Origin of the sequence: Ruegeria sp. HKCCE4148, from assembly GCF_017872495.1 — a bacterium.
Lineage (GTDB): Bacteria > Pseudomonadota > Alphaproteobacteria > Rhodobacterales > Rhodobacteraceae > Ruegeria.
In genome coordinates this window covers 1-23062 of record NZ_JAEDOS010000017.1, presented here as the reverse complement: position 1 = coordinate 23062, position 23062 = coordinate 1, and the positions used below count along the sequence as shown (strand labels likewise).

At 56.9% G+C, this 23062-nt stretch carries 23 protein-coding genes; 10 read left to right on the top strand and 13 right to left on the bottom strand.

The window, feature by feature from the left end; translation table 11 throughout:
* Window positions 1–157: 157 nt before the first annotated feature.
* The 4 genes from I9187_RS21450 to I9187_RS21435 form a co-directional block, all read right to left on the bottom strand.
* Window positions 158–379 (bottom strand): helix-turn-helix domain-containing protein, encoded by a 222-nt coding sequence (locus I9187_RS21450; protein WP_171177354.1) that lies wholly within the window; start codon window positions 377–379, stop codon window positions 158–160.
* A complete protein-coding gene (locus I9187_RS21445; RefSeq protein ID WP_170602299.1) occupies window positions 376–594 on the bottom strand; it encodes a helix-turn-helix domain-containing protein in 219 nt (72 codons plus the stop codon). The genes I9187_RS21450 and I9187_RS21445 overlap by 4 nt, the downstream gene beginning before the upstream one ends.
* Before the next feature lie 84 nt (window positions 595–678).
* Window positions 679–1173 (bottom strand): hypothetical protein, encoded by a 495-nt coding sequence (locus tag I9187_RS21440; protein ID WP_171177352.1) that lies wholly within the window; start codon window positions 1171–1173, stop codon window positions 679–681.
* Entirely contained in the window at window positions 1170–2471 is a 1302-nt protein-coding gene (locus tag I9187_RS21435; protein WP_209940330.1) for a tyrosine-type recombinase/integrase, read from the bottom strand. Before I9187_RS21435 ends, I9187_RS21440 begins: the two co-directional genes overlap by 4 nt.
* Window positions 2472–2907: 436 nt before the next feature.
* Here I9187_RS21435 and I9187_RS21430 point away from each other — a divergent pair, with 436 nt between their 5' ends.
* The 4 genes from I9187_RS21430 to I9187_RS21415 all read left to right on the top strand — a co-directional run bounded on the left by I9187_RS21430 (window position 2908) and on the right by I9187_RS21415 (window position 6110).
* Complete coding sequence (locus I9187_RS21430; RefSeq protein WP_171177347.1) at window positions 2908–3657, top strand: alpha/beta hydrolase; 750 nt, start codon at window positions 2908–2910, stop codon at window positions 3655–3657.
* On the top strand, window positions 3657–4649 hold the full coding sequence (locus tag I9187_RS21425; protein WP_171728194.1) for an alpha/beta fold hydrolase: 993 nt from the start codon (window positions 3657–3659) through the stop codon (window positions 4647–4649). The genes I9187_RS21430 and I9187_RS21425 overlap by 1 nt, the downstream gene beginning before the upstream one ends.
* Before the next feature lie 44 nt (window positions 4650–4693).
* Complete coding sequence (locus I9187_RS21420; protein WP_171178072.1) at window positions 4694–5308, top strand: hypothetical protein; 615 nt, start codon at window positions 4694–4696, stop codon at window positions 5306–5308.
* Window positions 5309–5393: 85 nt separating this feature from the next.
* Entirely contained in the window at window positions 5394–6110 is a 717-nt protein-coding gene (locus tag I9187_RS21415) for an alpha/beta fold hydrolase (RefSeq protein WP_171177343.1), read from the top strand.
* Here I9187_RS21415 and I9187_RS21410 read toward each other — a convergent pair.
* On the bottom strand, window positions 6101–6688 hold the full coding sequence (locus tag I9187_RS21410) for a DUF6151 family protein (protein ID WP_171177341.1): 588 nt from the start codon (window positions 6686–6688) through the stop codon (window positions 6101–6103). The two genes, I9187_RS21415 and I9187_RS21410, sit on opposite strands and share 10 nt — an antisense overlap.
* Window positions 6689–6693: 5 nt before the next feature.
* Complete coding sequence (gene phaZ / locus I9187_RS21405) at window positions 6694–7965, bottom strand: polyhydroxyalkanoate depolymerase (RefSeq protein ID WP_171177338.1); 1272 nt, start codon at window positions 7963–7965, stop codon at window positions 6694–6696.
* A gap of 111 nt (window positions 7966–8076) precedes the next feature.
* Here phaZ and phaC point away from each other — a divergent pair, with 111 nt between their 5' ends.
* The 3 genes from phaC to phaR all read left to right on the top strand — a co-directional run bounded on the left by phaC (window position 8077) and on the right by phaR (window position 11143).
* The gene (gene phaC / locus I9187_RS21400; RefSeq protein WP_171177336.1) at window positions 8077–9879 is read left to right on the top strand and encodes a class I poly(R)-hydroxyalkanoic acid synthase; all 1803 of its coding nucleotides are present in this window, start codon (window positions 8077–8079) and stop codon (window positions 9877–9879) included.
* A gap of 131 nt (window positions 9880–10010) precedes the next feature.
* The gene (locus I9187_RS21395) at window positions 10011–10457 is read left to right on the top strand and encodes a phasin family protein (RefSeq protein ID WP_171177334.1); all 447 of its coding nucleotides are present in this window, start codon (window positions 10011–10013) and stop codon (window positions 10455–10457) included.
* A 134-nt stretch (window positions 10458–10591) separates the two neighbouring features.
* Window positions 10592–11143 carry a polyhydroxyalkanoate synthesis repressor PhaR gene (phaR, locus tag I9187_RS21390; RefSeq protein WP_171177332.1) on the top strand — a complete coding sequence of 184 codons (552 nt, stop codon included), beginning with the start codon at window positions 10592–10594 and terminating at the stop codon, window positions 11141–11143.
* Between the two features lie 41 nt (window positions 11144–11184).
* Here phaR and I9187_RS21385 read toward each other — a convergent pair whose 3' ends face one another.
* From I9187_RS21385 to I9187_RS21355, 7 genes are all read right to left on the bottom strand, one after another.
* The gene (locus I9187_RS21385) at window positions 11185–12399 is read right to left on the bottom strand and encodes an aminotransferase class I/II-fold pyridoxal phosphate-dependent enzyme (RefSeq protein ID WP_171728196.1); all 1215 of its coding nucleotides are present in this window, start codon (window positions 12397–12399) and stop codon (window positions 11185–11187) included.
* 115 nt (window positions 12400–12514) lie between these two features.
* On the bottom strand, window positions 12515–13819 hold the full coding sequence (locus tag I9187_RS21380; RefSeq protein ID WP_171177328.1) for an FAD-binding oxidoreductase: 1305 nt from the start codon (window positions 13817–13819) through the stop codon (window positions 12515–12517).
* 8 nt (window positions 13820–13827) lie between these two features.
* Window positions 13828–15186, bottom strand: coding sequence for a glutamine synthetase family protein (locus I9187_RS21375; protein WP_171177326.1), 1359 nt, complete (start codon window positions 15184–15186; stop codon window positions 13828–13830).
* The gene (locus tag I9187_RS21370) at window positions 15186–15866 is read right to left on the bottom strand and encodes a type 1 glutamine amidotransferase (protein WP_171177324.1); all 681 of its coding nucleotides are present in this window, start codon (window positions 15864–15866) and stop codon (window positions 15186–15188) included. Before I9187_RS21370 ends, I9187_RS21375 begins: the two co-directional genes overlap by 1 nt.
* A 58-nt stretch (window positions 15867–15924) precedes the next feature.
* Window positions 15925–17244 carry a glutamine synthetase family protein gene (locus I9187_RS21365; protein WP_171177322.1) on the bottom strand — a complete coding sequence of 440 codons (1320 nt, stop codon included), beginning with the start codon at window positions 17242–17244 and terminating at the stop codon, window positions 15925–15927.
* 130 nt (window positions 17245–17374) lie between these two features.
* Window positions 17375–19561, bottom strand: coding sequence for a xanthine dehydrogenase family protein molybdopterin-binding subunit (locus I9187_RS21360; RefSeq protein WP_209509904.1), 2187 nt, complete (start codon window positions 19559–19561; stop codon window positions 17375–17377).
* Window positions 19562–19564: 3 nt separating this feature from the next.
* The gene (locus I9187_RS21355) at window positions 19565–20029 is read right to left on the bottom strand and encodes a (2Fe-2S)-binding protein (protein WP_171177318.1); all 465 of its coding nucleotides are present in this window, start codon (window positions 20027–20029) and stop codon (window positions 19565–19567) included.
* 137 nt (window positions 20030–20166) lie between these two features.
* On the opposite strand from I9187_RS21355, the gene I9187_RS21350 reads away from it, so the two are divergent.
* The 3 genes from I9187_RS21350 (at window position 20167) to I9187_RS21340 (ending at window position 22915) form a co-directional block, all read left to right on the top strand.
* The gene (locus I9187_RS21350) at window positions 20167–20790 is read left to right on the top strand and encodes a TetR/AcrR family transcriptional regulator (RefSeq protein WP_171239091.1); all 624 of its coding nucleotides are present in this window, start codon (window positions 20167–20169) and stop codon (window positions 20788–20790) included.
* Between the two features lie 527 nt (window positions 20791–21317).
* Window positions 21318–22154 (top strand): hypothetical protein, encoded by an 837-nt coding sequence (locus I9187_RS21345; protein ID WP_209940329.1) that lies wholly within the window; start codon window positions 21318–21320, stop codon window positions 22152–22154.
* A 5-nt stretch (window positions 22155–22159) separates the two neighbouring features.
* Window positions 22160–22915: a sulfotransferase family protein gene (locus tag I9187_RS21340; protein WP_171177312.1), complete on the top strand. Its 756-nt coding sequence runs from the start codon at window positions 22160–22162 to the stop codon at window positions 22913–22915.
* Window positions 22916–23062 lie beyond the last annotated feature (147 nt).

Here is a 23062-nt window from a genome sequence, read left to right as displayed (position 1 = left end):
TGTTGCGCCTACAGAAGCTTGTGTTGCGGGCAATTCATCGTTTTCCTGAGTGTTTCGGCGGCTCGGGCAGAGGCGATCACTGTTCGCGTCACTGATGCCCCTCCGAAGCAGCACTTATTTCCCTCACGCTCGCTGGTTCAGGAGCGCCAGGTCCAGATCACGCGGCATCGTCTCGCTCCTTTGGCTGGATGCGGTTCCGTTCCTTGAAGGCGTCGATGCTGGCGCGGTCGATGCGCGTGACGCGCCCGTTCGAGTAGCCGGTCAACTCGCCGCTACTGAGCCAGCGCCAGACGGTCGAGGACGACACTTGCAACTCGCGACAGGTTTCCTTGACGGACAGGTCCGAGGATTGATTTGGGGTAGGGACCGGGGCGCTCATGCTGCGTCTCCTGCCACCTTAGCCAAAAGGGCAGGGTCGGGCACGTAGGCGTTGTTCGCCTTGTACTCATCTAGTGAGGTTCGAGTGATGCGCTCTTGCTTGCCTACGAAGTAAGTAGACAATTGCCCGGACGCTATCAGCTTGCCGACCGCATTACGCGAGACGTTCATCTCAGTGCATGCCTCGGCGATAGTCAGGTCAGGCTCTCTAGCCATGTGTCACTCCATTAATTAGGTCGTGACACTTGGCTAACAGGGGGTGTTCCAGATGGACGAATTCGTAACTCAGTTACGCGCAAACTATCTTTTTAGCGGTCCATTTTTCTTGAATTCCGCTCGTATCCAGCGGGCTATGCTGCCCTCGGAAGGTAGTTTCGCCACCTCATCCGCAGTCCGTTCTAACGACATCTCATCATAAACCCGTTCCGCGAGGTGTTTCGCCGAACCTGCCATGTTTGGGCTGCGTTCAACTATCGCCATCGCTCGCCTAATCACCTCGTCATGGTGAGGACGACGACCGGGGCGGGCGTTCTTACCGCGCGCGCTGTTGCGCTCGCTCAGGACACTTTGCACTGCCGTGTAAGCCGATTCTGCCTCTATGTGATCCTCTCGGGGGTCAGGTCCGTCTAGGTTCAGCAGGCGCAATTTGATGAAGTCCAGCGCACTCACTTTACCCGGTGGCAGCGCCGCCAGCCGCTCGGCTTCTTCGCGGCTCACTTTCAGGCGGCGCATGATCGTGGCCGAGGTATCGACGCGCTGGGCGTCGGCGAACGGGTTGGGTTTCGGGTTGGTCATGCCCGTCCCTCCGACAACTGCACCACGCTCTCAGCGGTGAGCCCGTCGAGGAAGTCCGCCCATTTCTGCCACCATTCGGCGGCGGGCTGGTTCAACTCGGATAGCTGATAATGCGCGCCCGCCTCGCTGGTGTCAGGGCTATGTGCGGACAGGCGGTCGCGGATGTCCTTGCCGCCACCGTTTTCGGCAACCCAACTAAGCAGCGCCTTACGGTTGGCGTGGCTGGTGTAGTCGGTGGGCAGGCTCAACTCGTCGCGCTGCCGCGCCCAATTCAACGAGACAGTCTTGCGGCCACGACGACCGAACACACGACCCTTTCGCGTGGGTTGGTTGCGCAGCAACTCGACCGCCTGCGCCGAGAGCATGACCAGATGTTCTTTCTTGGCTTTCATGCGCTGGGCGGGAATGGTCCAGCGTCCATGTTCAAGGTCAATCTCCGACCACTCAGCGCCCAGCGCCTCGCTGATGCGGGTGCCCGTCAGCAGTTGCAGGCGCATGATGTCCCGGTCGATGTCTTGCAGTTCGTCAAGGCCCCGGACCATCGTGCGCAGTTCGGACATGGACGGGCGGTAGTCCTTGATCTGTGATTTCGGGGTCTTATCCAACTGCGGGACCGGTACGCCTGCGGGCATCATTTTCTTCTCGCTGGCCCACTTGAACATGCTTGCCATCGCCATGCGGATGTTGTGCGCCGCACCGGGCTTGTCATCTATCAGGTGGGTAAACGTCGCGTTCAGGGCCTCCACGTCCAGCGCGCCGAGGCGCATGCCGCCATGGTTGGGCAGAACGTTCTTGGTGAGGATGTTCTCTGACCGCCGCCACGACTTTGTGCCGCGCGTCTGCATGGCTGTGATGTAAGCCTCGGTCAGTTCGTCCAGCGTCGTTTCAGACCGCTTGTCGGCGACCTTGGTGACGGGCTGCGCCCACGCCTCTCGTGCCTCGGCAAGGCTCATGGCGGGGTAGTGCCCGAGGGTGATTTGTCGCTGCCGCTTGCCTTTCTGGGTGCGGTAAATCCAACGCTTGCCCCGCGTGGTGGCTACAAGCGTAAGGCCCGCATATTGCGGGTCCGAGAGACGCCGACCGGGTTTCAGGCGGCGGCAGGCCAGATCAGTCAATTCCTTGGCAGCGGTTCCGTTCGCCTGTTCGAGGGCAAACGCAACACTGGCGCGCAGTTCCTTGCGGATGCCCGTGTCGAGTGCAGCCTGCATCAGGTCAGCAACAACCTCGCGGGGGTCGCGGTCGTCCTGATCCACGAGACTTGCAACTGAGGTCAGAAAGTCAGATGTGTTCTTTGTCATGGCCGTGTCCTTATGCAGTTCGGTCGTGTCAGTCGGGCGGGTGTTGGCGCATCCCCCGACACCTTGGATTTAGCAACGCCATCGCACCGCTACCAGCCCTTCGTCACTGATGCGTCACTGTTGTGGCATGATATCCACGCGGGTTGAGTGGGTCTGACAGGGGCAGTGAAACGGTTTGGTGATACAAGCAAACGCCTGTTTTTTAGGTATTTTTCCATGAATTTGCAGGGGGTTCGCTGGCGCGGGGTATGAGAACGCCCGGTTGCGGGTTATGTGTGTTGGGTCGATTTGGCAGGTAGGGGGGCTGGTGTCAAGGGCAGGAGCGAGGGGCCAGCCCCTCGCGCACCCCGAGGTATTTAGAGCCAGATGAAGAGGGATCCGGGAATTGCACTTGGGTACGTGGCGTGCATGATGCTGCGAAAGGAAAGAGGATTTCATGGTAACGACAAGTTTTCTGGAGACGGCGCAGGGCCGTCGGTTGGCCTATCACAAAAGCGAGGGCGCGGGACCGACCATCGTTTTCCTGGGCGGTCTGAAGTCTGATATGGAGGGCACCAAGGCCGTGCATCTGGAGGCCTGGGCGCAGGCGCGGGGACAGGCGTTTTTGCGGTTTGATTACTCCGGGCACGGTGAAAGCTCGGGGGTATTTACCGATGGCTGTATCGGCGATTGGCATGAGGACGCCGTTTCGGCGGTGGCGGCGCTGACCGACGGGCCCCTGGTCGTCGTAGGGTCTTCGATGGGCGGATGGCAGGCATTGTTGCTGGCCAAGACGCTGCCAGATCGAATTGCGGGCATGGTCACAATCGCCGCCGCGCCGGATTTTACCGAGGACGGGTATTGGGCGGCATTCAGCGATGAACAAAAAGCCGCTTTAGACAGCGTTGGTCATGTCGAACTGCCCTCGGACTACATGGAGCCCTACATCATTACCAAACGAATGATCGAGGACGGACGGCGGCGATTGGTCCTTAGAGACCCGCTTTATCTGCCCTTTCCGGTGCGTTTCCTACAGGGAACAGCGGACACGGCGGTGTCGACGGAAACTGCGGTGCGGTTGCTGGATCACGCGACCGGGCCGGACATTCGCTTGCTGCTGGTCAAGGACGCAGACCACCGCTTTTCCGACGGGCCTTGTCTGGGGTTGATCGAAAACGCGGTTTTAGACGTGTTGGGGGCTAACTAATGCGGCGCTTTGGTTGGGTTCTGGGGCGGATTCTTCTGGCACTGATCGTCGTCGGGGGTCTGATCTTTTGGTTCGGACCGCGAGAGGATGTCGACCTGAATCCAAGCTTTGAGTCCCGCAAATTTGGCGAAGGGGTGCAGGTCTATTTTGAAAGCACCGAGGCGTCGTTTGATGACATTGTTCCGGGCGTCGAAAAACGTGTGATCTGGCAGGACGGATTCAAAGAACAGCGCACACCTTATTCTGTTCTATACATCCACGGATTTTCAGCCAGTTCCGAAGAAATCCGGCCCGTTCCAGATCTGGTGGCTGACGCGCTTGAAGCAAATCTTGTTTACACGCGATTGCAAGGCCACGGCCGCGATGGGCCCGCCATGGCGGAAGGCACGGCAACGGGCTGGATGCAGGACACAGCCGAAGGTCTGGCTGCGGCGCGCGCTGTTGGGGAAAAGGTCATCGTCATCTCGACCTCGACCGGCGGCACATTGGCGGCGGCGGTGGCGCTGGACGCCAACCTTAGTCAGAATGTGGTCGGGATGGTTTTTGTATCCCCGAATTTCGGGGTGAACACCGCGGCGGCATGGGTGCCGACATTGCCTTGGGCGCGGCATTGGCTGCCGTTGCTTATGGGGCAAGAAAGGGATGTATCAGGGCCGGATCCAGAAAAGAACACGTATTGGTCCGCTGTCTATCCCTGGGAAGCCGTCGTACCGATGTCCGTTCTGGTGGATACGGTTTATGCACTGGATTTCTCGCAGGCATTGGTACCTGCGTTGTTCTGGTTCTCGGACGATGATCAGGTTGTGCGCCCCGACAGGACACATAAGGTCGCCGAGGCCTGGGGTGCTCCTGCAAGGGTCGAGTTGGTCAAGATGGGGCCGGGGGACGATCCCGCGTCACATGTCATCGCAGGGCGGCTGATGTCACCGGGGCAGACCGATGCCGCCGTCACGGGTATCCTGGAGTGGTTGAAAGAGCTTGGGGTTCAGTGAAGCCTGATCAGAGGTAAGGAGATAGAATGCGAAAACCGGGAAGCATGTGGAGCCTCGAGACTTTGGGTCGCGTCCGCTTGTCCCGGCACTTCTTCATGCGTGACTTTCTGTATTCCGAGATTGGCAATTTTCACCAGCAACAGAACATCCCTGACAACCCGGATCTGGCGATTGAAACAGGGCGTGCGTTTTGCGAATCCCTGCTGGACCCATTAGAGGAAACCTTTGGCCGCATTGCCGTGCGGTCAGGGTACAGGTCGCCGTCGCTAAACCAGTTCGGCAATGAAAACCGGCTAAATTGCGCCCGCAATGACAATCCGTTGGAATGCCATATCTGGGATCGCGGCGAAGGCGATGCGCGGATCGCCGGAGCGTCAATCGTCATCCCCTGGTTTGCGGATCAATACGGGCAGGGGCGAGACTGGCGGGATTTAGCGTGGTGGATGCATGATCACCTGAACTATTCCGAGATTTGGTTCTTTCCGAAACTTTGCGCGTTCAATCTTGTGTGGCGGCCCAAACCAATGCGCAGGATTGACAGCTACATTGCCCCGCGCGGATGCTTGCTAAAGCCGGGTGCCGAACCCGGTGAAGACAAATCCGAGCGCCAGAGGCGTTACGTGGATTTTCCCGCATTTCGGGCCATCGCCTATCCGTAAAGTTTCCCTTGCCCGGCCGTGGCAAACCTTCCATCCTGAAGAAAAAGCAAAGAGTTCGGAAAACCGAGCAAATGGAGGCCCCTGCGTGATCGAGCCGCTGGTGTTCTTGCCTGGATTGATGTGTGATGCCCGACTGTTTCGCCCGCAGATCGAGCTGTTGTCCCGTACGAGGGCGGTGACCGTTGCGCCCATTTCTGGTGGCGAGCGCATCGAAGAAATTGCTTCGGGGTTATTGGACCAACTGCCGCATCGCTTCGCGCTGGCCGGACTCAGCATGGGTGGGGTCGTGGCTTTGGAATTGATCCGGAGAGCGCCGGAGCGAATTTCACGCCTGTGTCTGATGGCGACTGACGCTCAGGCCGATACACCGCAAATAGCCGCCAGTAGAGAAGATCTGATCATCGCGGCCCAAGGCGGGCGTTTGGAAGACGTGATGCGCAAACTTGTGGGGTCGGACGCTCTGGCACCGGGGCCGAAGCGTATTCCCATTCTCAATGATCTTTTGACGATGGCCGAGGGGCTGGGCTCTGAGGTATTTGTGCGTCAGATGCGGGCATTGCAGCGCCGCTCGGATCAGCAGGCCGCTTTGCGGAAAATCAAGGTTCCTACCTTGGTTCTGTGCGGCACGCATGACACTCTGACACCGGTTCGACGGCATTCCTTTATGGCCGATCTGATACCAGAGGCTGAGATACTTGTTCTTGAAAACGCGGGACACCTTTTGACCCTGGAAGCGCCAGATCAGGTCAACGAAGCCTTGCACACCTGGCTGAGTGCACCACAGCGTTTCGATTACGGATAAAGTGCGGCACGTTCGTCTTTGGATATCACGACGGGCGCCGCGACGGGTTCGCCGGTTTTCCTGTCGAAAAACGGTGTATTCTTCCAACGGCCAGACAGACGCGAAATCGCAACACGGCGTATCAGTCCGAAAGCGGCGAACCTAATCTTTTCGTGCTTTTGTTTGCCATTGGGCCGAGGCACAAATCCACGGGTTGTGACAGGACCCAAATCAGAAATGTCATCGGTGATCCTGCGCACCAGAAAACCGGCAAAGGGAAGTGATGCCCCTGGTGGCGTTGTCGCCAGCGGTGTGTTGCAGCAGTTGGCATACCATCGCAGCATGCCATTGGGGCTGAGCTTCATGGCCGCCAGGAATTGGCCGCCAGCGGAAATCTCAATTTCATCAGGCGCCATCTGCAGAATATCGACGGCTCCGGGCGCGGGGTCCGGTTGTTTGAAGTACAATTGCGCGGCCCGGCAATCGTGGCAGAAACACTCGACATGCGTCCCTTGCCGGACACCCCTTGCCGATATGCGCCCCTGCAGACTGCCGCACCGACAGGAAAAGGCGAGACCGCTATGCGCAGGCTCGCTCATGTCGCTCAGGCTACTTTGTTGGTATTCGCGGCGCGTCGGCGCGTCTTGCGGCTGTTTTCATTCATGAAATCAATCACAAGCGGGCGGATGTTGTCACGCCAACTGCGGCCTGCGAATATGCCGTAATGGCCTGCGCCGGGTTCCACATGGCTTGCCTTCTTGCTGTCGGGCAGGCCGGTGCACAGATCAAGCGCGGCGATACACTGACCAGGGGCCGAAATGTCGTCATTTGCCCCTTCGACCGTTTTCACTGCAACATTGGTGATCTTGGACATATCCACCTTGTGGCCAGCTACGACAAACTCGTTCCGGGCAATCTCGCGGTTCTTGAAGACGCGCTCGACGGTCGACAGGTAAAACTCGGCGGTCATGTCCATGACTGCCAGATATTCGTCATAGAAGCGATTGTGCGCATCCAAATCCGAGGCTTCCTCGCGAATGACACGTTGAATCTGATCCGAAAACGCCTTGGAGTGCCGTTCGGCGTTCATGGACATGAAAGAGGCCAGCTGCAACAGGCCGGGATAGACCATGCGGCCAACGCCTTTGTATTTGAAGCCAACACGCTGGATCATCGTCTCTTCCAGCTGCCCCATTGTCACGCGCCGCCCAAAATCCGTCACATCGGTTGGGGTCGCATCCGGATCAACCGGCCCACCGATCAGGGTTAGAGTGCTGGGCTGGGCTTTTGGTTCGACTTCGGCCAAATAGGCTGTGGCCGCAAGGGTCAGAGGCGCAGGCTGACATACTGCAACAACATGCGTGTCTGGGCCTAGCTCTTTCATAAAATCGACAAGGTATAGGGTGTAATCCTCGACATCGAACTTGCCGGCAGACACAGGAATATCGCGCGCATTATGCCAATCGGTGATGTAGACTTCGCAATTGACCAAAAGGCTTTTGACAGTCGAACGCAGCAGCGTTGCATAGTGGCCCGACATCGGGGCGACAAGCAGCACCTTGCGCGGTTGTTCTTCGCGGCCGTTGACGCGAAAATGGACCAGATCGCCAAACGGGCGTTCCAGAACCGTTGTAATTTCGACCAGATGGTCTTTGCCGTCTTCGCAGGTGAAAGTGCGGATGCCCCAGTCGGGCTTCACAACCATGCGTTGGAAGGTGCGTTCTGTCACCTCGCCCCAGGCCGCCATCCAGTTGAAAGCGGGGTTGGGAACCATGGAAAACATCGGGTAAGAGGCCATCGCGCTGGCTGTGGCACCAAGCCATTGGTTGGTGTTGCGCATGGTTTCCATAAGGTCGTAGGTCATCATATAGCGCATAAATGGGGCCTCCTGAGTGTCAGTCTGATAGTTCGGACCATTCGTCGCTTTGCCCCCCAGCACCCACGACGTTATTCTGCATAGCAGCGAGGTTAGGGGGGAATTGTTAAAATGACAACAAGTGAAGACCAAATGCCAGACGTATCAGACGAACACATTGAACGCCTTAAAGAAAATATGGAAAAGGTCGAGCAACTCTCGAAGCGTTTGATTGAGGTCATGGCTACTAAAAAGCCTCACACACCTGCATTAGATGGCCCGAATCAAGAGCTTTTCGCACGAGCAGCAACGGCATATTGGGCCGAAGCTTGGCAAAATCCCGCCAAACTGTTGGAGCAGCAGATAGAATTCTGGGGAAAGTCTGTTCTGAACTTTGCTGAAGCGCAGCGTGCGTTGACAAAAGGCGAAGCGGATGACGAAATCTCCTCCCCCGGAGACAAGCGCTTCTCGAACCCCTTGTGGGAAACCAACCCCTATTTCCGTTTGATCCGTCAACAATACCAAACCAACGCCCAGGCTATTGCGCAAGCTGTCGCTTTGGTCGACGATCTTGATACCAAGGACAAGCGGCGCTTGCAGTATTTCTCGCAACAGATCATCGACATGATGGCGCCGACCAATTTTCTGGCGACGAACCCTGATGCTTTGCAAAAAGCGGTCGAGACAGAAGGCCAATCGTTGATCAAAGGGCTGGAGAACCTTGTTGCCGACCTGGAAGCCAACGATGGCGAACTGGTGGTAAAGCTGGCGGACGAAAATGCGTTCGAGGTCGGCGGAAACCTGGCAACCTCACCGGGTGAAGTGGTCTATCGCAACCGGATGATGGAGCTGATTCAGTACAAGCCTGCGACAGACACTGTCTACGAGACACCAATCGTCCTGTTCCCGCCCTGGATCAACAAGTTTTATATCCTGGACCTTAAAGCACAGAACAGCATGATCAAGTGGATCACCGAGCAAGGCTACACCCTATTTGTTGTCAGCTGGGTCAATCCGGATGAAAGCTATGCCGAAACCGGCATGGAAGATTACATTCAGGACGGCTTTTTGACGGCAATCGACGTTGCCAAGAAGATCTGCAAGGTCAAACAGGTCAACGCGGTCGGCTACTGCATCGCGGGCACTACTCTTAGCCTGACTCTTTCGCTGATGAAGCAGCGCGGGGATAAGTCGGTCAAATCAGCCACGCTGTTCACGGCATTAACGGATTTTTCTGATCAGGGTGAATTCACGCCTTTCCTGCAAAACGACTTCATCGACGGGATTGAGGAAGAGGTGAACAAGGAAGGCGTGCTGCGCTCGTGGATCATGGCGCGCACGATGTCGTTCCTGCGGTCACGCGACCTGATCTATGGACCAGCCATTCGCAGTTACATGATGGGCGAGGTGCCTCCGGCCTTTGATCTGCTCTACTGGAACGGCGATGGCGCGAACCTTCCCGCGAAAATGGCCGTCGATTATCTGCGCGGCCTGTGTCAGCGTAACGAGTTCGCAACAGACGGTTTTGAGCTGTTGGGACACAAACTGTCCGTCAGCGATGTAGATGTGCCTTTGATGGCCGTTACATGCGAAACCGATCATATCGCTGCCTGGAAAGACTGCTACCGGGGCGTTCAGAAAATGGGATCGCGTTCGAAGACTTTCGTGGTTTCCGAGTCGGGCCATATCGCAGGCATCGTGAACCCTCCGAGCAAAAAGAAGTACGGACACTACACCAATCCAGACCTGAAACTGGATTCCGACACTTGGCTTAAGGAGGCAGACTTTCATGAAGGGTCCTGGTGGCCGATGTGGGACGCATGGCTGAAGAAACGGTCCGGGAAACAGGTGCCCGCACGCGTTGCCGGCGATTCGGAATACCCAAGCCTAGCTCCGGCTCCGGGTACCTACGTTTTGGCAAATCCAAACGCCTGATTTCATTTTGAAACTTAAATTTTTCTGCATCGCAGCAAGAAAAAACTTGCAATGCTGCGATGCAGCAATCATATTGTCCTCAAGCTGATGAAGCCCGGGGTGGGCCCGGACCGGCTAAAAGGATTAGGACAATGGCAAAGACCCAAGACTTTAGCGCGATCATGAAAGACATGATGGGCGCATTCCCGGTGGACACCACCGCAATGGAAGACGCATTCAAATCGACCGCTTCGCTGAACGAAAAGCTGTCGGGCGTTGCTTTGGAAGCTGCTGAGAAATCGGCCGAGATCTCGAACAAATGGACCAAGGACACCCTGGCCAAGCTGACCGAGATGTCGAAAGCAAAGACAGAGCCTGCTGACTACGCAAAAGCGGCAACCGATTTTGCAAGCGCGTCGGCTGAAGTCGCAGCTGAAAACCTGGCTGCTTTCGCTGAAATCGCAAAAAAAGTTCAGACCGAAACCGTCGAGCTGCTGATGGCTGCTGGCAAAGACGCTGCAGAAGAAGCAACTGCTGCTGTCAAGAAAGCAACCAACGACGTGACCACTGCTGCTAAGAAAGCCGCAGCGGCCAAGTAAGAACGTCCGCGATAGGCACCTTATCCTCCCTAAAGGTGCAATCGCGTTGGGCAGGTCCATTGACCTGCCCTTTCTTTTTGTGCTGCAGTCGCATAACCTGTGCTGCAACGCATCATCCTTGGGGAGGGTACCCGGTGTCGGACCAAGAAAAACCGCTGCTGATCAAGCGCTATGCCAGCCGTCGGCTGTATAACACCGAGACCAGCGATTACGTGACGCTCGAAGATATTGCGGGGTTTATCCGTGATGGGCGCGAGGTTCAGATCATCGACCTGAAAACCGGGGATGATCTGACACGTCAATATCTTCTGCAAATCATTGCTGAACATGAAAGCCGCGGTGAAAACGTACTGCCGGTTAATGTGCTGAACGATCTGGTCCGCAGCTATATGGTGCCGGGTGGGGGTATGATGCCACAATTCCTGCAAAGCTCGTTCGAGATGCTTCGTGAAAGCCAAAGCAAGATGATGGAGAATATGAGCGCCATGAACCCGATGTCGCAGATGCCGGGCTTCGACGCGCTGCAAGCGCAGCAACAAGCGTTCCTGAAAGCCATGACTGGTGGTTTGTCCAGCGGCTGGTCCTCGCCTGACGCGGAAGAGGAAAAGGCCGAGCCGAAAGAGGACCTGGACGACATCAAGAAACAACTGGCAGAGCTTCAGCAGAAGCTGTCCAAGCTGAACTGAAATCGAAAAGAAAAGGCCCGCAGTTAAGCGGGCCTGTTTTTTTAGGTGCCATAGACCGGCATCGGGCCGGTCACTTCGCCCACAGAAGCCAGCAGAATATCCGCGATCACATCCAGCTCTTCGCGTGTTAGTCGCACGGGAAGGCGCACGTCGCATGCTTTCATCAGCATGGCGCGGGTTTGGGGAAGCTCGAATTTCTCGGGCAAGAACTGCCAGTTCCAGAATGCACGGGCATTGTCCTCGCTCAGACCAAAGACCTGCACTTTCACACCACGTGCCTCGGATGCGGCGGCAAAGGTGCGAATCTCGGCCTCGTCCATGCCAACAAGATTGAACTGGATCGAGTCGGGCGCTCGCCTTTCAGGTGCCAGCGGTGCGGGAACATCGATATAGGGTGATGTGTTCAGGCGCTCGGCCACATAGTCGTGATTTGCCAGGCCGTCGCGAACACGGCGCGCAAGTTCAGGGATCTGAGGACGGATCACCGCCGCGCTCAGATTGCTGAGACGCAGGTTATACAGCGGCAGTTTGTTCTGCCAGCGGGCAAAGGCCTCTTCCAACTCGGACGAGTTGTCGCCGTGCGGAGTTTTGTGCTTCTTCCAGTTATGCTCATACGCGCCAGACATGATGACGGCGCGGGCCACCATATCAGCATCATCCGTGACCAGTATGCCGCCTTCGCCTGCGTTGATCATCTTGTAAGACTGGAACGAGAAACAGCCGACCTTGCCAATGGTGCCAATATTGCGGCCATGCCACGTGGTGCCCAGCGAATGTGCTGCGTCCTCGATCACCGGGATGTCGCGCGCGTCGCACAGGTCCATGATGGCATCCATGTCTGACGTATGTCCGCGCATATGGCTGATGATCACGGCTTGAGCGTTGCCCAGCTTGGCCTCGAAATCTACCATGTCGATGCGATAGTTTTCACCCACCTCGCACAGAACCGGAATGCAGTCCGCGTGCACGACAGAAGAGGGCACTGCGGCGAAGGTAAAGCCGGGTATCAGAACGCGTGCGTCGCGAGGCAAATCCAGCGCCTTGAGCGACAGGAACAGCGCGGCCGAGCAAGAAGAAACCGCAAGAGCGTATTTCGAACCCAGCAATTCCGCGAACTCGGCTTCCAGCAAGGCCACCGGGGCATCTTGCGGTGCGGTATAGCGGAACAGATCGCCTGATTGCATCAAGGCGTCGATGGCTTCGCGGGCGGCTGCGGGGATGGGTTCGGCGTCATGAACGTTTGGTGGAAGCGTCATATTTGGTTTTCCCGAATTCTATCTTTGGGAAAGATAAAGCTATTCACGTGGCAAGCCAAGCGCTCATTCCACGCTGCGGCGAGAATTCACCAATCTGTCATAATGTTTAAGTGGATCAGACCCCAAGACGGTCGCGCAGCGCGAACCAGGTCATCGCAAGTACCAGCAGCGGGTTGCGCAGGGCGGGTCCGCCGGGAAAGGGCAGGGCAGGCACACGCGCCATTGTATCGAACCCTTCAGCCTGTCCCTGTATTGCCATGGCCATGAGTTGTCCGGCATGTGTCGCAGTGCCGACGCCATGACCGGAATAGCCCGAGGCCGACAGGATATTTGGTGCCACGCGGGTAAGATAGGGCATTCGCCGCATGGTGATTGCGAGCGTTCCCCCCCAAGCATAATCGATTTTGACATCGCGCAGATGCGGGAAAATCTCGGTCATGGGTTTGCGAACCTTGGCGGCAATATCTGAAGGGAAACGGTAGCCATAGCTTTCGCCGCCCCCGAACAACAGTCGACCATCCGCACTCAGGCGGAAATAGTTCACAACGAACTTGGTATCAGCAACCGCGACATCCTGTGTCAAAACACGTCCGGCATCGCTGCCTAGTGGTTCGGTGGCGGCAATGAAGTTGTTGATGGGCATGACCCGAGAAGCCACAGAGCGATCGAGGTCGCCCAGATAGCCGTTACACGCCAGGATCACATGCTCGGCCCGAACGGTCCCGTTAGAGGTATGGAGTACTGCAGGTCGTGCTTCATCAATCCCGGTGACCTCGGTGTTTTCGTAGATCCGCACACCCGCTTTCGCCGCCGCGCGCGCCAACCCCAAGGCATAGTTCAAGGGGTGAAGGTGCGCCGCGCCCATATCCAGATAGCCGCCTTTGTAAGCCGGGGACGGGCAGAGCGCGCGGCCTGCGTTTTCATCCAATAGCTCAATCTGATCATAGCCATACCGTCCCGACAGATGACCGGCGTGATCATGCAGCTCTTTTTGCTCTGAAGAGCTTAGGCCCAAAACCGCAATTCCGGGTTTCAAGTCGCAGTTGATTTGGTGTTTGGCGATCAGAGACTTGACCAGATCCTTGGCGTCTTCGGCCAAATCCCACAGCTTGGTAGCATCTGCATCGCCAACAAGGCGTTCGAGATCTTCCTGATCCATCCGTTGCGCACTGCCCAATTGGCCACCATTGCGACCGGACGCGCCGAAGCCGACGCGATGGGCTTCGAGTAACACGACGTCGAACCCGGCTTCGGCCAGATGCAGCGCTGCTGACAGGCCGGTGTAGCCACCACCTACAACGCATACGTCTGCTTTGGTATCCTTTGACAGAGCAGGAAAACGATCCATCGGGTTCGCAGTCGCAGCGTACCAACTGGCAGGGTATTCGCCCTTGCGGTCATTCGAATAAAGCAGGTTCACGGCGTGTCTCAGACGTTGATCAACAGATGCTCGCGTTCCCACGGAGAGATGACCTGCAGGAACTCCTCGTACTCGGCGCGTTTCACGATGCCGTAGACGCGGGCAAATTCGGGCCCAAGGACCTCATGCAGGGCCGTAGCCTCGTCAAACAGATCCAGCGCTTCCCCCATGACCTGAGGAATATCCCCTTCGCCTTCATAAGCGTCGCCATAGAATTGGCGGCGGGGGCGCTCCTGTTCGACCAGGCCCAGATAGCCGCAGGCCAGTGACAATGCGATGCCCAGATACGGGTTGCAGTCCATCCCGGCGATACGGTTTTCGACACGGCGCGCCGCGGGGCCAGAAAGCGGGACGCGGATGCCGGTTGTGCGGTTATCGCGGGCCCATTCCAGATTAATCGGCGCTGCATGGTCTTTCACATAGCGTCGGTAGGAGTTCACATAAGGCGCCATCACGGCCAGGCCGGCGGGCAGATGGTTCTGTAACCCTGCAATAAAGTGGTAGAACGCGTCCGTCTCACCGCCCTGCGGACCGGAGAAGAGATTCTCTCCCGTTTCCATGTCGATGATCGAATGGTGGATGTGCATGGCCGATCCGGGCTCTTCCTCGATCGGTTTGGCCATGAAAGTCGCAAAGCAGTTGTGGCGCAACGCAGCTTCACGGATCAGGCGTTTGAAGTAAAACACCTCATCCGCCAGCTTGATCGGATTGCCGTGACGCAGATTGATCTCTAGCTGTCCGGCTCCACCTTCCTGCGTGATGCCGTCGATCTCGAACCCCTGATGTTCGGCGAAATCATAGATGTCGTCGATCACCGGACCAAACTCGTCCACTGCTGTCATGGAATAGGCCTGTCGTGCCGCCGCCGGGCGGCCAGAGCGACCCATCATAGGCTTGATGCCCTGTGCCGGGTCGACATTGGGCGCGACCAAGAAAAACTCCATCTCGGGCGCGACAACGGGTTTCCATCCCTTGTCGTGATAGAGTTGCACAACACGCTTAAGAACATTGCGCGGGCTGTACGGTATAGGATTGTAGTCCCGGTCATAAGCGTCGTGGATCACCTGTAGCGTCCAGTCTCCGGTCCAGGGCGCAGCGGAGGTGGTCGAGAAATCGGGTTTCAGGATCATATCCCGCTCGATAAAGCCATCTTCACCCGCGGCCTCGCCCCAGCCACCTGTGATGGTCTGGTAGAAAATGCTGTCGGGCAGGTGGAAATACGACTGCTTTGCAAACTTCGAAGCAGGCACAGCCTTACCCCGTGCGATACCAGGCAGGTCCGAGATGATGCATTCAACCTCGTCCAGCCTCTGTCCGTGGAAATACGCTTTGGCGGCGTCCGGCAGTTTATCAGTCCAATCAGCCATCAGGCTCTCTCTTTCTTTAGAAACTCGGCCATTTGGCGCGCGATTCTTGCATTGTCATCGGGTGCAGTTTCACGGTTTGCGGCTGCTCGCATAAGGTTATCGGGAACCACGCCTTTGCCGCGTGTCCGCATCAGGCCCGAAACGAATCCGTTAGAAAATTCTGGATGCGCCTGAACTGTCCAGATCGTGTCTCCATAGGCCAGCATCGCGTTTTCGCAGAATGCATTCCGTCCCAGAACACGAGCCTGATCAGGGAGTTGTACAACCTGATCCTGATGCCAGGCATTTAGCCAGACCTTGTCCCCATCATAGTCATACTCTGTCCGCCCCACGGCCCACCCGCCCGAGAATTTCTCGACCTTGCCACCTAGGGCCTGCGCAATGATCTGGTGGCCAAAACACACGCCAATGAGCGGCCTGCCGCTTTGGTGGATCTCTCGGACCAACGCTTCCAGCGGTGCAATCCAAGGCAGGTCGTCATACGCACCATGGCGCGATCCGGTGATGACCCAACCATCTGCGTCATCGGCTCCGTTTGGGAAGACATTGTCCACAACCGCAAATGTTTCGAAATCAAACCCGTGGCCATCAAGAAGTTTGGGGAACAGAGCGTCGTAATCCCCAAATTCATCCTGCAGCACATCTGGGGTGTGGCCGGTTTGTAGTATGCCGATTTTCATGTGACACCAAATTTGATCAAATTCATTCTAGCTGAGTCCGTGCAGGGCGGCAAGAGGGTCAAACCGCCTCAAGATAGCTCAGCCAGTGTGCCTCTGAAGGAATATTTTCAAATCGGGCAATCTCTTGCCGCTTGGTCATTGCCAGGTACCGGATTAGATCGGCAGGGAACAGGCGGGCGATCAGGGGATCTGCCTCAAACCGGTCTATTGCCGTGGACCAGTCTGGCATCAACTGCGGCAGGTCCGGATGATCGTAGGCGTTTCCGGTGATTGGGGCAGGGGGCTGCAGCCCGTCTTCGATACCTATTAGGGCTGCGCCCAGAACCGCACTCAGCATAAGGTATGGATTGATGTCGCCCCCAGCAACACGGTGTTCAATGCGACGTGCTGCCGGCGCGCCACCCGGAATACGAATGGCCGCGGTTCTGTTCTCGTAGGCCCAGCACGCTCCGGTCGGCGCATGTGCGCCCGGCACTAGTCGCGTGTAAGAATTTCCATGCGGCGCAAAGATCAATGTGCTGCCAGGCATGGCCGCAACACAGCCCGCTACGGCCGACGTCAGAAGCTCTGTGCCTTCGGGCCCGCCATTGTCAAACACGTTACGCCCGTCTTGATCCAGGACCGAGAAGTGCACATGCATCCCATTGCCTGCATCCTCGGCGTAGGGCTTGGACATGAAAGTTGCCGCAAACCCGTGTTTGCGGGCCAGCCCCCGCGTCAAGGCCTTGAAAAGCCACGTATCGTCAGCGCAGCGCATGGCGTCTTGGTGGTTCAGGTTTATCTCGAACTGGCCCACGCCGCTTTCTGAAATGGCAGTCTGCGCCGGGATTCCCATGTCGGCGCAACCGTCATACAGGTCAGTGAAAAACGCTTCGAAGGCGTCCATTTCGGCAACTGATAGAACGGCCTCATGCGAAAGACGGCGACCGGTGATTGGATTCAACGGAGGCTGCGGTTGCGGGCCAGAGGCATCAACAAGAGTGAACTCTAGCTCGGTTGCAGCCAAAACCGACCAGCCACGCTGTGCATAGCGCTCCAACGTGGTGGCCAGGGCATGGCGCGGGTCTCCGGCAAACGGAGTCCCATCGTCGTCAAAAAGGCTCATTGGAACCAACGCCGTTTCATTTACAAGCCAAGGAACCGGCACTGGTCCACGTTCCGTCGGGCGCAACACGCCATCGGCGTCGCCTGTTTCAAAGACCAAAGGGCTGCCGTCGATATCAGCACCCCACAGATCAACGTTCAAGGCCGAGAACGGCATCCGCACCGCACCTTTTTCCAGCTTGTCTGCATAATTAGCGGGGACGCGTTTGCCACGCATCTGACCGTTCAGGTCACATGCGGCAACTCGGAAATTGTGCAGGGCGCTCAGGTCCATTGGGGGCTCCGTCGGTGCTATTCCCCCGAGATGTACTTCAATGGATTTGCTTTGTCATCAAATTTGATCAAATTGTGCGGGAAGCAAAAGGGCGTCGACGCAAGTAACGCCGAAGCCCTAAAGTTTTCGGTCAGGCGAATGTAACGCCGTTTTCCGCCATCGGCAGGGTCGTGACCTTAACGCCCGTCAGGGCGCGGATCGCATTCGCCAGCGCCGGAGCGGATGGGGGCGTGCCCGGCTCACCCACACCGGTCGGCGCCTCAGCCGAAGGAACGATGTGCACGTCGATGGCCTGGATGTCACTGATCCGCAGCGGCTCGTAATCCGGGAAGTTTGTCTGATCCACGGCACCGCTGGTGAGCGTGATCTGATCGCGCATGACGTGGCCGATGCCGTAACCGACACCACCTTCGATCTGCGCCTTGATCACGTCGGGATTTACGGCGATTCCGCAATCGACGGCACAAGTCACCTTTTCGATGCGAATGCCGCTGTCCACGTCGCCGGACACTTCGACAACCTCGGCAACATACGAACCAAATGACTTGTGCACCGCGATGCCCTGCGCATGACCAGCCGGTGCATTTCCCCAACCCGCCTGTTCGATAGCCAGTTTCAGAACGCCGGCCTTGCGGGCCTGGTCGGCATTGGTCGCATCGTTCAGATGCGCCAGACGGAATTCAACCGGATCACGCCCTGCTGCTTCGGCAGCTTTGTCCATCATGGTTTCCATGACATAGGCCGTATGGGTGTGACCCACCGAACGCCACCACAAAAGCGAGGTCGCCTTGGCCGTGTCGGTCAAACCCAGTGACATGCCCGGGATGGCGTAAGGACTGTCTGCGATACCCTCGACCGAGCTGTGGTCGACGCCGTCATGGACCAGCACAGACTCAAACGGTGTGCCTTTCATGATCGACTGTCCCGCAACCTTATGCTGCCAGCCGACTACATTGCCCTGACCGTCCAGTCCGACACGGACCTTGTGGCCGAAAGCAGGACGGTAGTATCCACCGCGGATGTCATCTTCGCGAGTCCAGACCAGTTTCACCGGGCGCGTCCGATCAGTAAGTACAAAGGCCAAGGCGGCTTCGACCTGATAATCCGCATCCGGAGTGGCGCGGCGACCGAAGGACCCACCTGCAAGCAGCGTCTTGATCTGGATTTTTTCCGGAGGAAGCTGGAAAATCTCGGCGAAGGCGAAATGGGTGATCGTGGGGATTTGCGCAGCGTCGTGCAGCAGGATGCCACCATCTTCGGTTTGTTCGATGGTGCAGTTCATTGGCTCCATCGGGGCATGCGCCAGAAGCGGGAAGAAGAATGTCTCTTCGATCACCGTGTCCGCACCGTCGACTGCCTTTGCAACGGCTGCCATGTCCGCTTTATTCACATTGTGCTGTGGCTCGGCGTCCAGAGCGGCACGAATCTCGGCCTCGATCTCATCCGAATTGCGCGTTTCGGCTGCGGATATGTCCCACTCGACCTCAAGCGCATCACGGGCCTGAATCGCAGCCCAAGTGTTTTCGGCGTAGACAGCGACGCCCGCATTGTTGGGCAGAGTCGCAGCGTTGATGAAGCCCTTAATCTCTTTCGCGACACTATCGTCAAAGCCAGTAACAGTGGCACCGCGCGCCTCAGGGCGTTTGATCATGGCGATCATCTGGTTGGGTAAGTGCAAATCCATACCATAGATCGCCTGACCGTTGCCCTTGATGGCTGAATCCTTGCGGCGCACATCCGGGTTGCCGATCAAACGAAACTCTGACAGATCTTTCAGGCGCGGCTCTGCCGGAGTTTCGAGCTGCGATGCAGCCGCCACAAATTCGGCGATTGGAGCTTCGTTGCTGCCCGCCTTCACAACACCTTCATCGATCGTCACGCCCGACGCGTCCACGCCCCAGGCTTGCGCGGCGGCTGTGATCAGCATCTCACGCGCAGCGGCACCGGCCTGGCGGTATTGCTGCCATGAGTTGGCGATAGCGGTCGAGCCGCCGGTACCCTGGGCCTGACCAAATGCAAGGTTGGCGTAAACTTGGGGGTTTGACGGTGCAAAGTCATACTCGATCTGGTCCATCCGCAGGCCGATTTCATCGGCAATAATCGTCGGCAGACCGGTCGCTGGGCCTTGACCCATTTCAAAATGCTTCACGATCGCAGTCACGGTGCCGTCGGCATCAATCCGCACAAACGGATTGAGCTGAACGTTCTCGGACGACGCTGCGGCAATCGCGCCATCGGGACGCGCACCAACCAGCAGAACCGCACCGGCGGCAGCTGCACCCTTCAGAAACCCCCTGCGGGAAGTGTTGATAGTCATGAATCAGGCCTCCAGAATTTCGGATGCACGCTGGATACCGGCGCGGATACGTTGGTAGGTCGCGCAGCGGCAGGCGTTGCCGTACATGTATTCGTCGATCTCTTCGGTGCTGGGCTTGGGGTTCTCAGACAGTAGGCCAACGGCCGACATGACCTGACCCGACTGGCAGTATCCACATTGGACGACATCAAGCTCGACCCAAGCTTGCTGGACGGCCGAGCCGATCTTGTCCGCACCGATCGCTTCGATTGTGGTGATCTCGGCATCTTCGACATCTTCGATATACGTCTGGCACGAGCGGACGGGTTCTCCGTTCAAATGCACCGTGCATGCGCCACAAGAGGCAACGCCGCAGCCGAATTTGGTTCCCGTCAGTTTCAGTTCATCCCTGATTACCCAAAGCAAGGGGGTGCCGGGTTCGGCTTCGACCGTATGCGTCTCGCCGTTCAGTTTCAGATTTATGGCCATGAGGGGGTCTCCGTGTTGGCTTGTTGCCCGAGTCGGTAAACTGGCGGGTTTACATGTGGCACAATACTTCGCGCCTGTAAACTCCTGCGTTTACCTAGGGTTTGACCGGCCCCCGTCAATAGGTCTATAGCTCGGGTATGAATGAATGCAGCACACCGAATGCGTCCAAGTCCGCACAGATCATCGAAGCTGCCGTGGCCGAATTCCAGGAAAAGGGTTTTGCCGCAGCAAGCATGGATCGCATTTCTGCGCGGGCCGAAGTGTCGAAGCGTACGCTGTACAAGTATTTTGAAAGTAAAGAAAATCTGTTCCGGTCTATCGTGATCGAATTGTCCAGCCGTTTTGCCGAGGTGCTGGAAATCCGGTATGAAAAGGGTCGCGATATTCGCGAGCAACTCACCGAGCTGGCTTGGGCCGAGGGACGAATTCTAATGCTGCCGGATGTCATTGCGATGGCGCGGATGGTCATCAGCGAAACCTTGCGCAACCCTGTGCTCGCGGCTGAGGCGCAGGGCAAACTGGATAAGACCGCTACATTTATCGCCATGCTCAAAGATGCGGCTGAAGATGGGCAGCTGAGAATCGACGACCCCGAACAGGCCGGGCAAGAGTTTATCGGCCTGATCAAAGCACGCGCCTTCTGGCCTTTGTTGTTTACCGGCGGAACGCTGACCAAGGCTGAAATGGAGGACACGATCGAAAGCAGTGTTCAGATGATGATCAGCAGATACGGCATCGATCCGGACTTGCCCGCCTCTTGAGCGCACGTGGGTGTCACGTAGGCCACACATTGCGTCAACAACACGGCACCGATCCAGCTTAACCTTTCGCAATGCGCGGCGGCTTGCGGAAAATAGATGCAGCTATCGGATTCTTCCGAAATCGGCCAACCGGCATTGAAAGAATGCGCGCTTTGCCAACCAGCCCTAACCATCCAACTGTAACTCAATTTGGGGCTCCAGAAGCGGCGGTCCCAAGGCGTCTGTCGGCCGCGCGAAATCCTTGGCATTCTGTACTGATCGAAAAGAACGCGACCCAACATCGGATTTCAAATTATCAATACGACGGCTGACTGCTGATTTCGGTGTTTTCAGTTCTTAGGCGGTACGACGAAGTCCCGAAATCGCGCTACCACTTCAAGGGTTATCAGTGAGCTCTTGGGCGGCAATTTTCGTAAGTGGAACATCATATCAATTTTGGTATGAGTATGAGCACAAAAAAGCAATGGGAATGCAAAGCAAAACAGTTCTAACTCTCTACCAGGTTTCTCCAAGGGAACAGATGAGCGATGAACAGTTACGTAAAGCCACCCAAGTGGGAAAACCCCAAGGTCAAGCTCTTTCCGCATCAGGTTGGTTTTACTTGTCCTCCGCATGACTTTGACGCGGCCCCGTCTGATTTCTTGCGCATGGCACCGCGCAGTGTTGGTGTGCACGGCCGTATGCTTCATGTGCCGGACTATGCTCACAGGCTGGATCAACGCAAAAAGAACTTCGGCCTGCTGGAAGAATTCATGGAATGCATGGCCAACAATGGGGCGGACGTCTGTGGGCAGGTCGGTTCAAATTGGGTGCATGCCAGTGGTCTGGGTGTAGAAGGTATCCGTCAGCATATCGAAATGCTGAGCGACAAGTACGAAACACCGTTTCACATGGCAGGCTATTCGATGGTTGAAGCGCTGCGTGATCAGAATGTGGAAAAGGTCGCGCTCAACGCCTGCTATCACAGGGACACTTGGTATCAAGGCACAGTTGGGTTCCTGAAAGAAGCCGGGTTTGATGTGGTCTGGGCCGGTAACTTTTTTGATCAGGGTTGGTTCAACAGCCAGGAAGCGGTCGATGATTGCATTTGGTGTTTTGAAGAAGAGCTGATCTACAAGTCCTTCGATTATACTGCTGACAAGGCCCCCAATGTCGATGCTTATCTGATCAACGGGATGAGCAATTATCGCCGCCCGACCGACGGTATTGCCCAGCGTCCGGTTCACTATGAAGTCGAACTGGAGAAACGGCTTGGCAAGCCGGTCATTGGCCATGACACCGCGCTTTACTGGCGCATTTTCAAAACCCTGGGCTTGGCTCCGGAAACCCAGCAGGGCAGCCTGCTTTCCTCACTGAAAGACTGAAGCGAATGCACAAGATTGTAGCTCTCTGGGCGATTCCCCGCTCTACCTCGACCGCGTTTGAATGGATGATGCGCCAACGTGGCGATCTGGATTGCCTGCATGAACCATTTGGCGAAGCCTGGTATCAGGGTGAAGACCCAATGTGGCCGCGTTTTCAGGAAGGTGAAGTCACAACCCCCGGCCTGACCCTGGAAAGTGTGTGGGACGATATCAAAGCCCGTGCCGCAAAAGGGCCGGTCTTCATCAAGGATTTCCCACATTATATCAACCATATGTGGGACCCCGAATTCTTGTCGCATTTCACACATGCCTTCCTGATCCGCGACCCGGCCAAGACGATTTCGTCCATGTACAACAAATGGCCGGATTTCGATGAGCTCGAGGTCGGGTTCCCCGAGCAGCGCGCTTTGTTTGATCTGCTGACAGCCTTGAACGGCGGCAAAAAACCTCCGGTTGTTGACAGTGACGACCTGCTGGAAAACCCGCATGACATGACCCGGGCATTCTGCGATGCGGTTGGCATCCCCTTCGTCAAAGAGGCTCTGACCTGGAAAGCTGGTGGCGACCCGTCCGAGCATAGTTGGTGGGACGGTGGGTCTTTTCATGCCAACCTGGCCCAGTCTACCGGTCTGAAACCGCAAAAACGAAAGTACGTTGAAGTGGCTGATGCCCCTGAACGCGTGCGCCGTGTGCACCGTCGGATGAAGCCTCACTATAATCACCTGTACAAGCACCGCATCCGCGTGTCGGAAACTGCCTGAAAAGAAGCAAGATCAAAAAGCGAGTCAAAACAGCGGCGGTTTCACGCCCCGCTAAGGTTATGCCTTACGGTCCAATCCCGGAACTTTATGTGTCCTATGAGTCTGCTCAGAAACTTAAGTTCGAAGCTTCTGATCTGACCAGCCATG

Excerpts from the sequence above, each read along its gene's own strand:
- I9187_RS21450 (WP_171177354.1), bottom strand. The coding sequence starts at position 379 with ATGAGCGCCCCGGTCCCTACCCCAAATCAATCCTCGGACCTGTCCGTC.
- I9187_RS21445 (WP_170602299.1), bottom strand. The coding sequence starts at position 594 with ATGGCTAGAGAGCCTGACCTGACTATCGCCGAGGCATGCACTGAGATG.
- I9187_RS21440 (WP_171177352.1), bottom strand. The coding sequence starts at position 1,173 with ATGACCAACCCGAAACCCAACCCGTTCGCCGACGCCCAGCGCGTCGAT.
- I9187_RS21435 (WP_209940330.1), bottom strand. The coding sequence starts at position 2,471 with ATGACAAAGAACACATCTGACTTTCTGACCTCAGTTGCAAGTCTCGTG.
- I9187_RS21430 (WP_171177347.1), top strand. The coding sequence starts at position 2,908 with ATGGTAACGACAAGTTTTCTGGAGACGGCGCAGGGCCGTCGGTTGGCC.
- I9187_RS21425 (WP_171728194.1), top strand. The coding sequence starts at position 3,657 with ATGCGGCGCTTTGGTTGGGTTCTGGGGCGGATTCTTCTGGCACTGATC.
- I9187_RS21420 (WP_171178072.1), top strand. The coding sequence starts at position 4,694 with ATGTGGAGCCTCGAGACTTTGGGTCGCGTCCGCTTGTCCCGGCACTTC.
- I9187_RS21410 (WP_171177341.1), bottom strand. The coding sequence starts at position 6,688 with ATGAGCGAGCCTGCGCATAGCGGTCTCGCCTTTTCCTGTCGGTGCGGC.
- phaZ (WP_171177338.1), bottom strand. The coding sequence starts at position 7,965 with ATGCGCTATATGATGACCTACGACCTTATGGAAACCATGCGCAACACC.
- phaC (WP_171177336.1), top strand. The coding sequence starts at position 8,077 with ATGACAACAAGTGAAGACCAAATGCCAGACGTATCAGACGAACACATT.
- I9187_RS21395 (WP_171177334.1), top strand. The coding sequence starts at position 10,011 with ATGGCAAAGACCCAAGACTTTAGCGCGATCATGAAAGACATGATGGGC.
- I9187_RS21385 (WP_171728196.1), bottom strand. The coding sequence starts at position 12,399 with ATGACGCTTCCACCAAACGTTCATGACGCCGAACCCATCCCCGCAGCC.
- I9187_RS21375 (WP_171177326.1), bottom strand. The coding sequence starts at position 15,186 with ATGGCTGATTGGACTGATAAACTGCCGGACGCCGCCAAAGCGTATTTC.
- I9187_RS21370 (WP_171177324.1), bottom strand. The coding sequence starts at position 15,866 with ATGAAAATCGGCATACTACAAACCGGCCACACCCCAGATGTGCTGCAG.
- I9187_RS21365 (WP_171177322.1), bottom strand. The coding sequence starts at position 17,244 with ATGGACCTGAGCGCCCTGCACAATTTCCGAGTTGCCGCATGTGACCTG.
- I9187_RS21360 (WP_209509904.1), bottom strand. The coding sequence starts at position 19,561 with ATGACTATCAACACTTCCCGCAGGGGGTTTCTGAAGGGTGCAGCTGCC.
- I9187_RS21355 (WP_171177318.1), bottom strand. The coding sequence starts at position 20,029 with ATGGCCATAAATCTGAAACTGAACGGCGAGACGCATACGGTCGAAGCC.
- I9187_RS21350 (WP_171239091.1), top strand. The coding sequence starts at position 20,167 with ATGAATGAATGCAGCACACCGAATGCGTCCAAGTCCGCACAGATCATC.
- I9187_RS21345 (WP_209940329.1), top strand. The coding sequence starts at position 21,318 with ATGAACAGTTACGTAAAGCCACCCAAGTGGGAAAACCCCAAGGTCAAG.
- I9187_RS21340 (WP_171177312.1), top strand. The coding sequence starts at position 22,160 with ATGCACAAGATTGTAGCTCTCTGGGCGATTCCCCGCTCTACCTCGACC.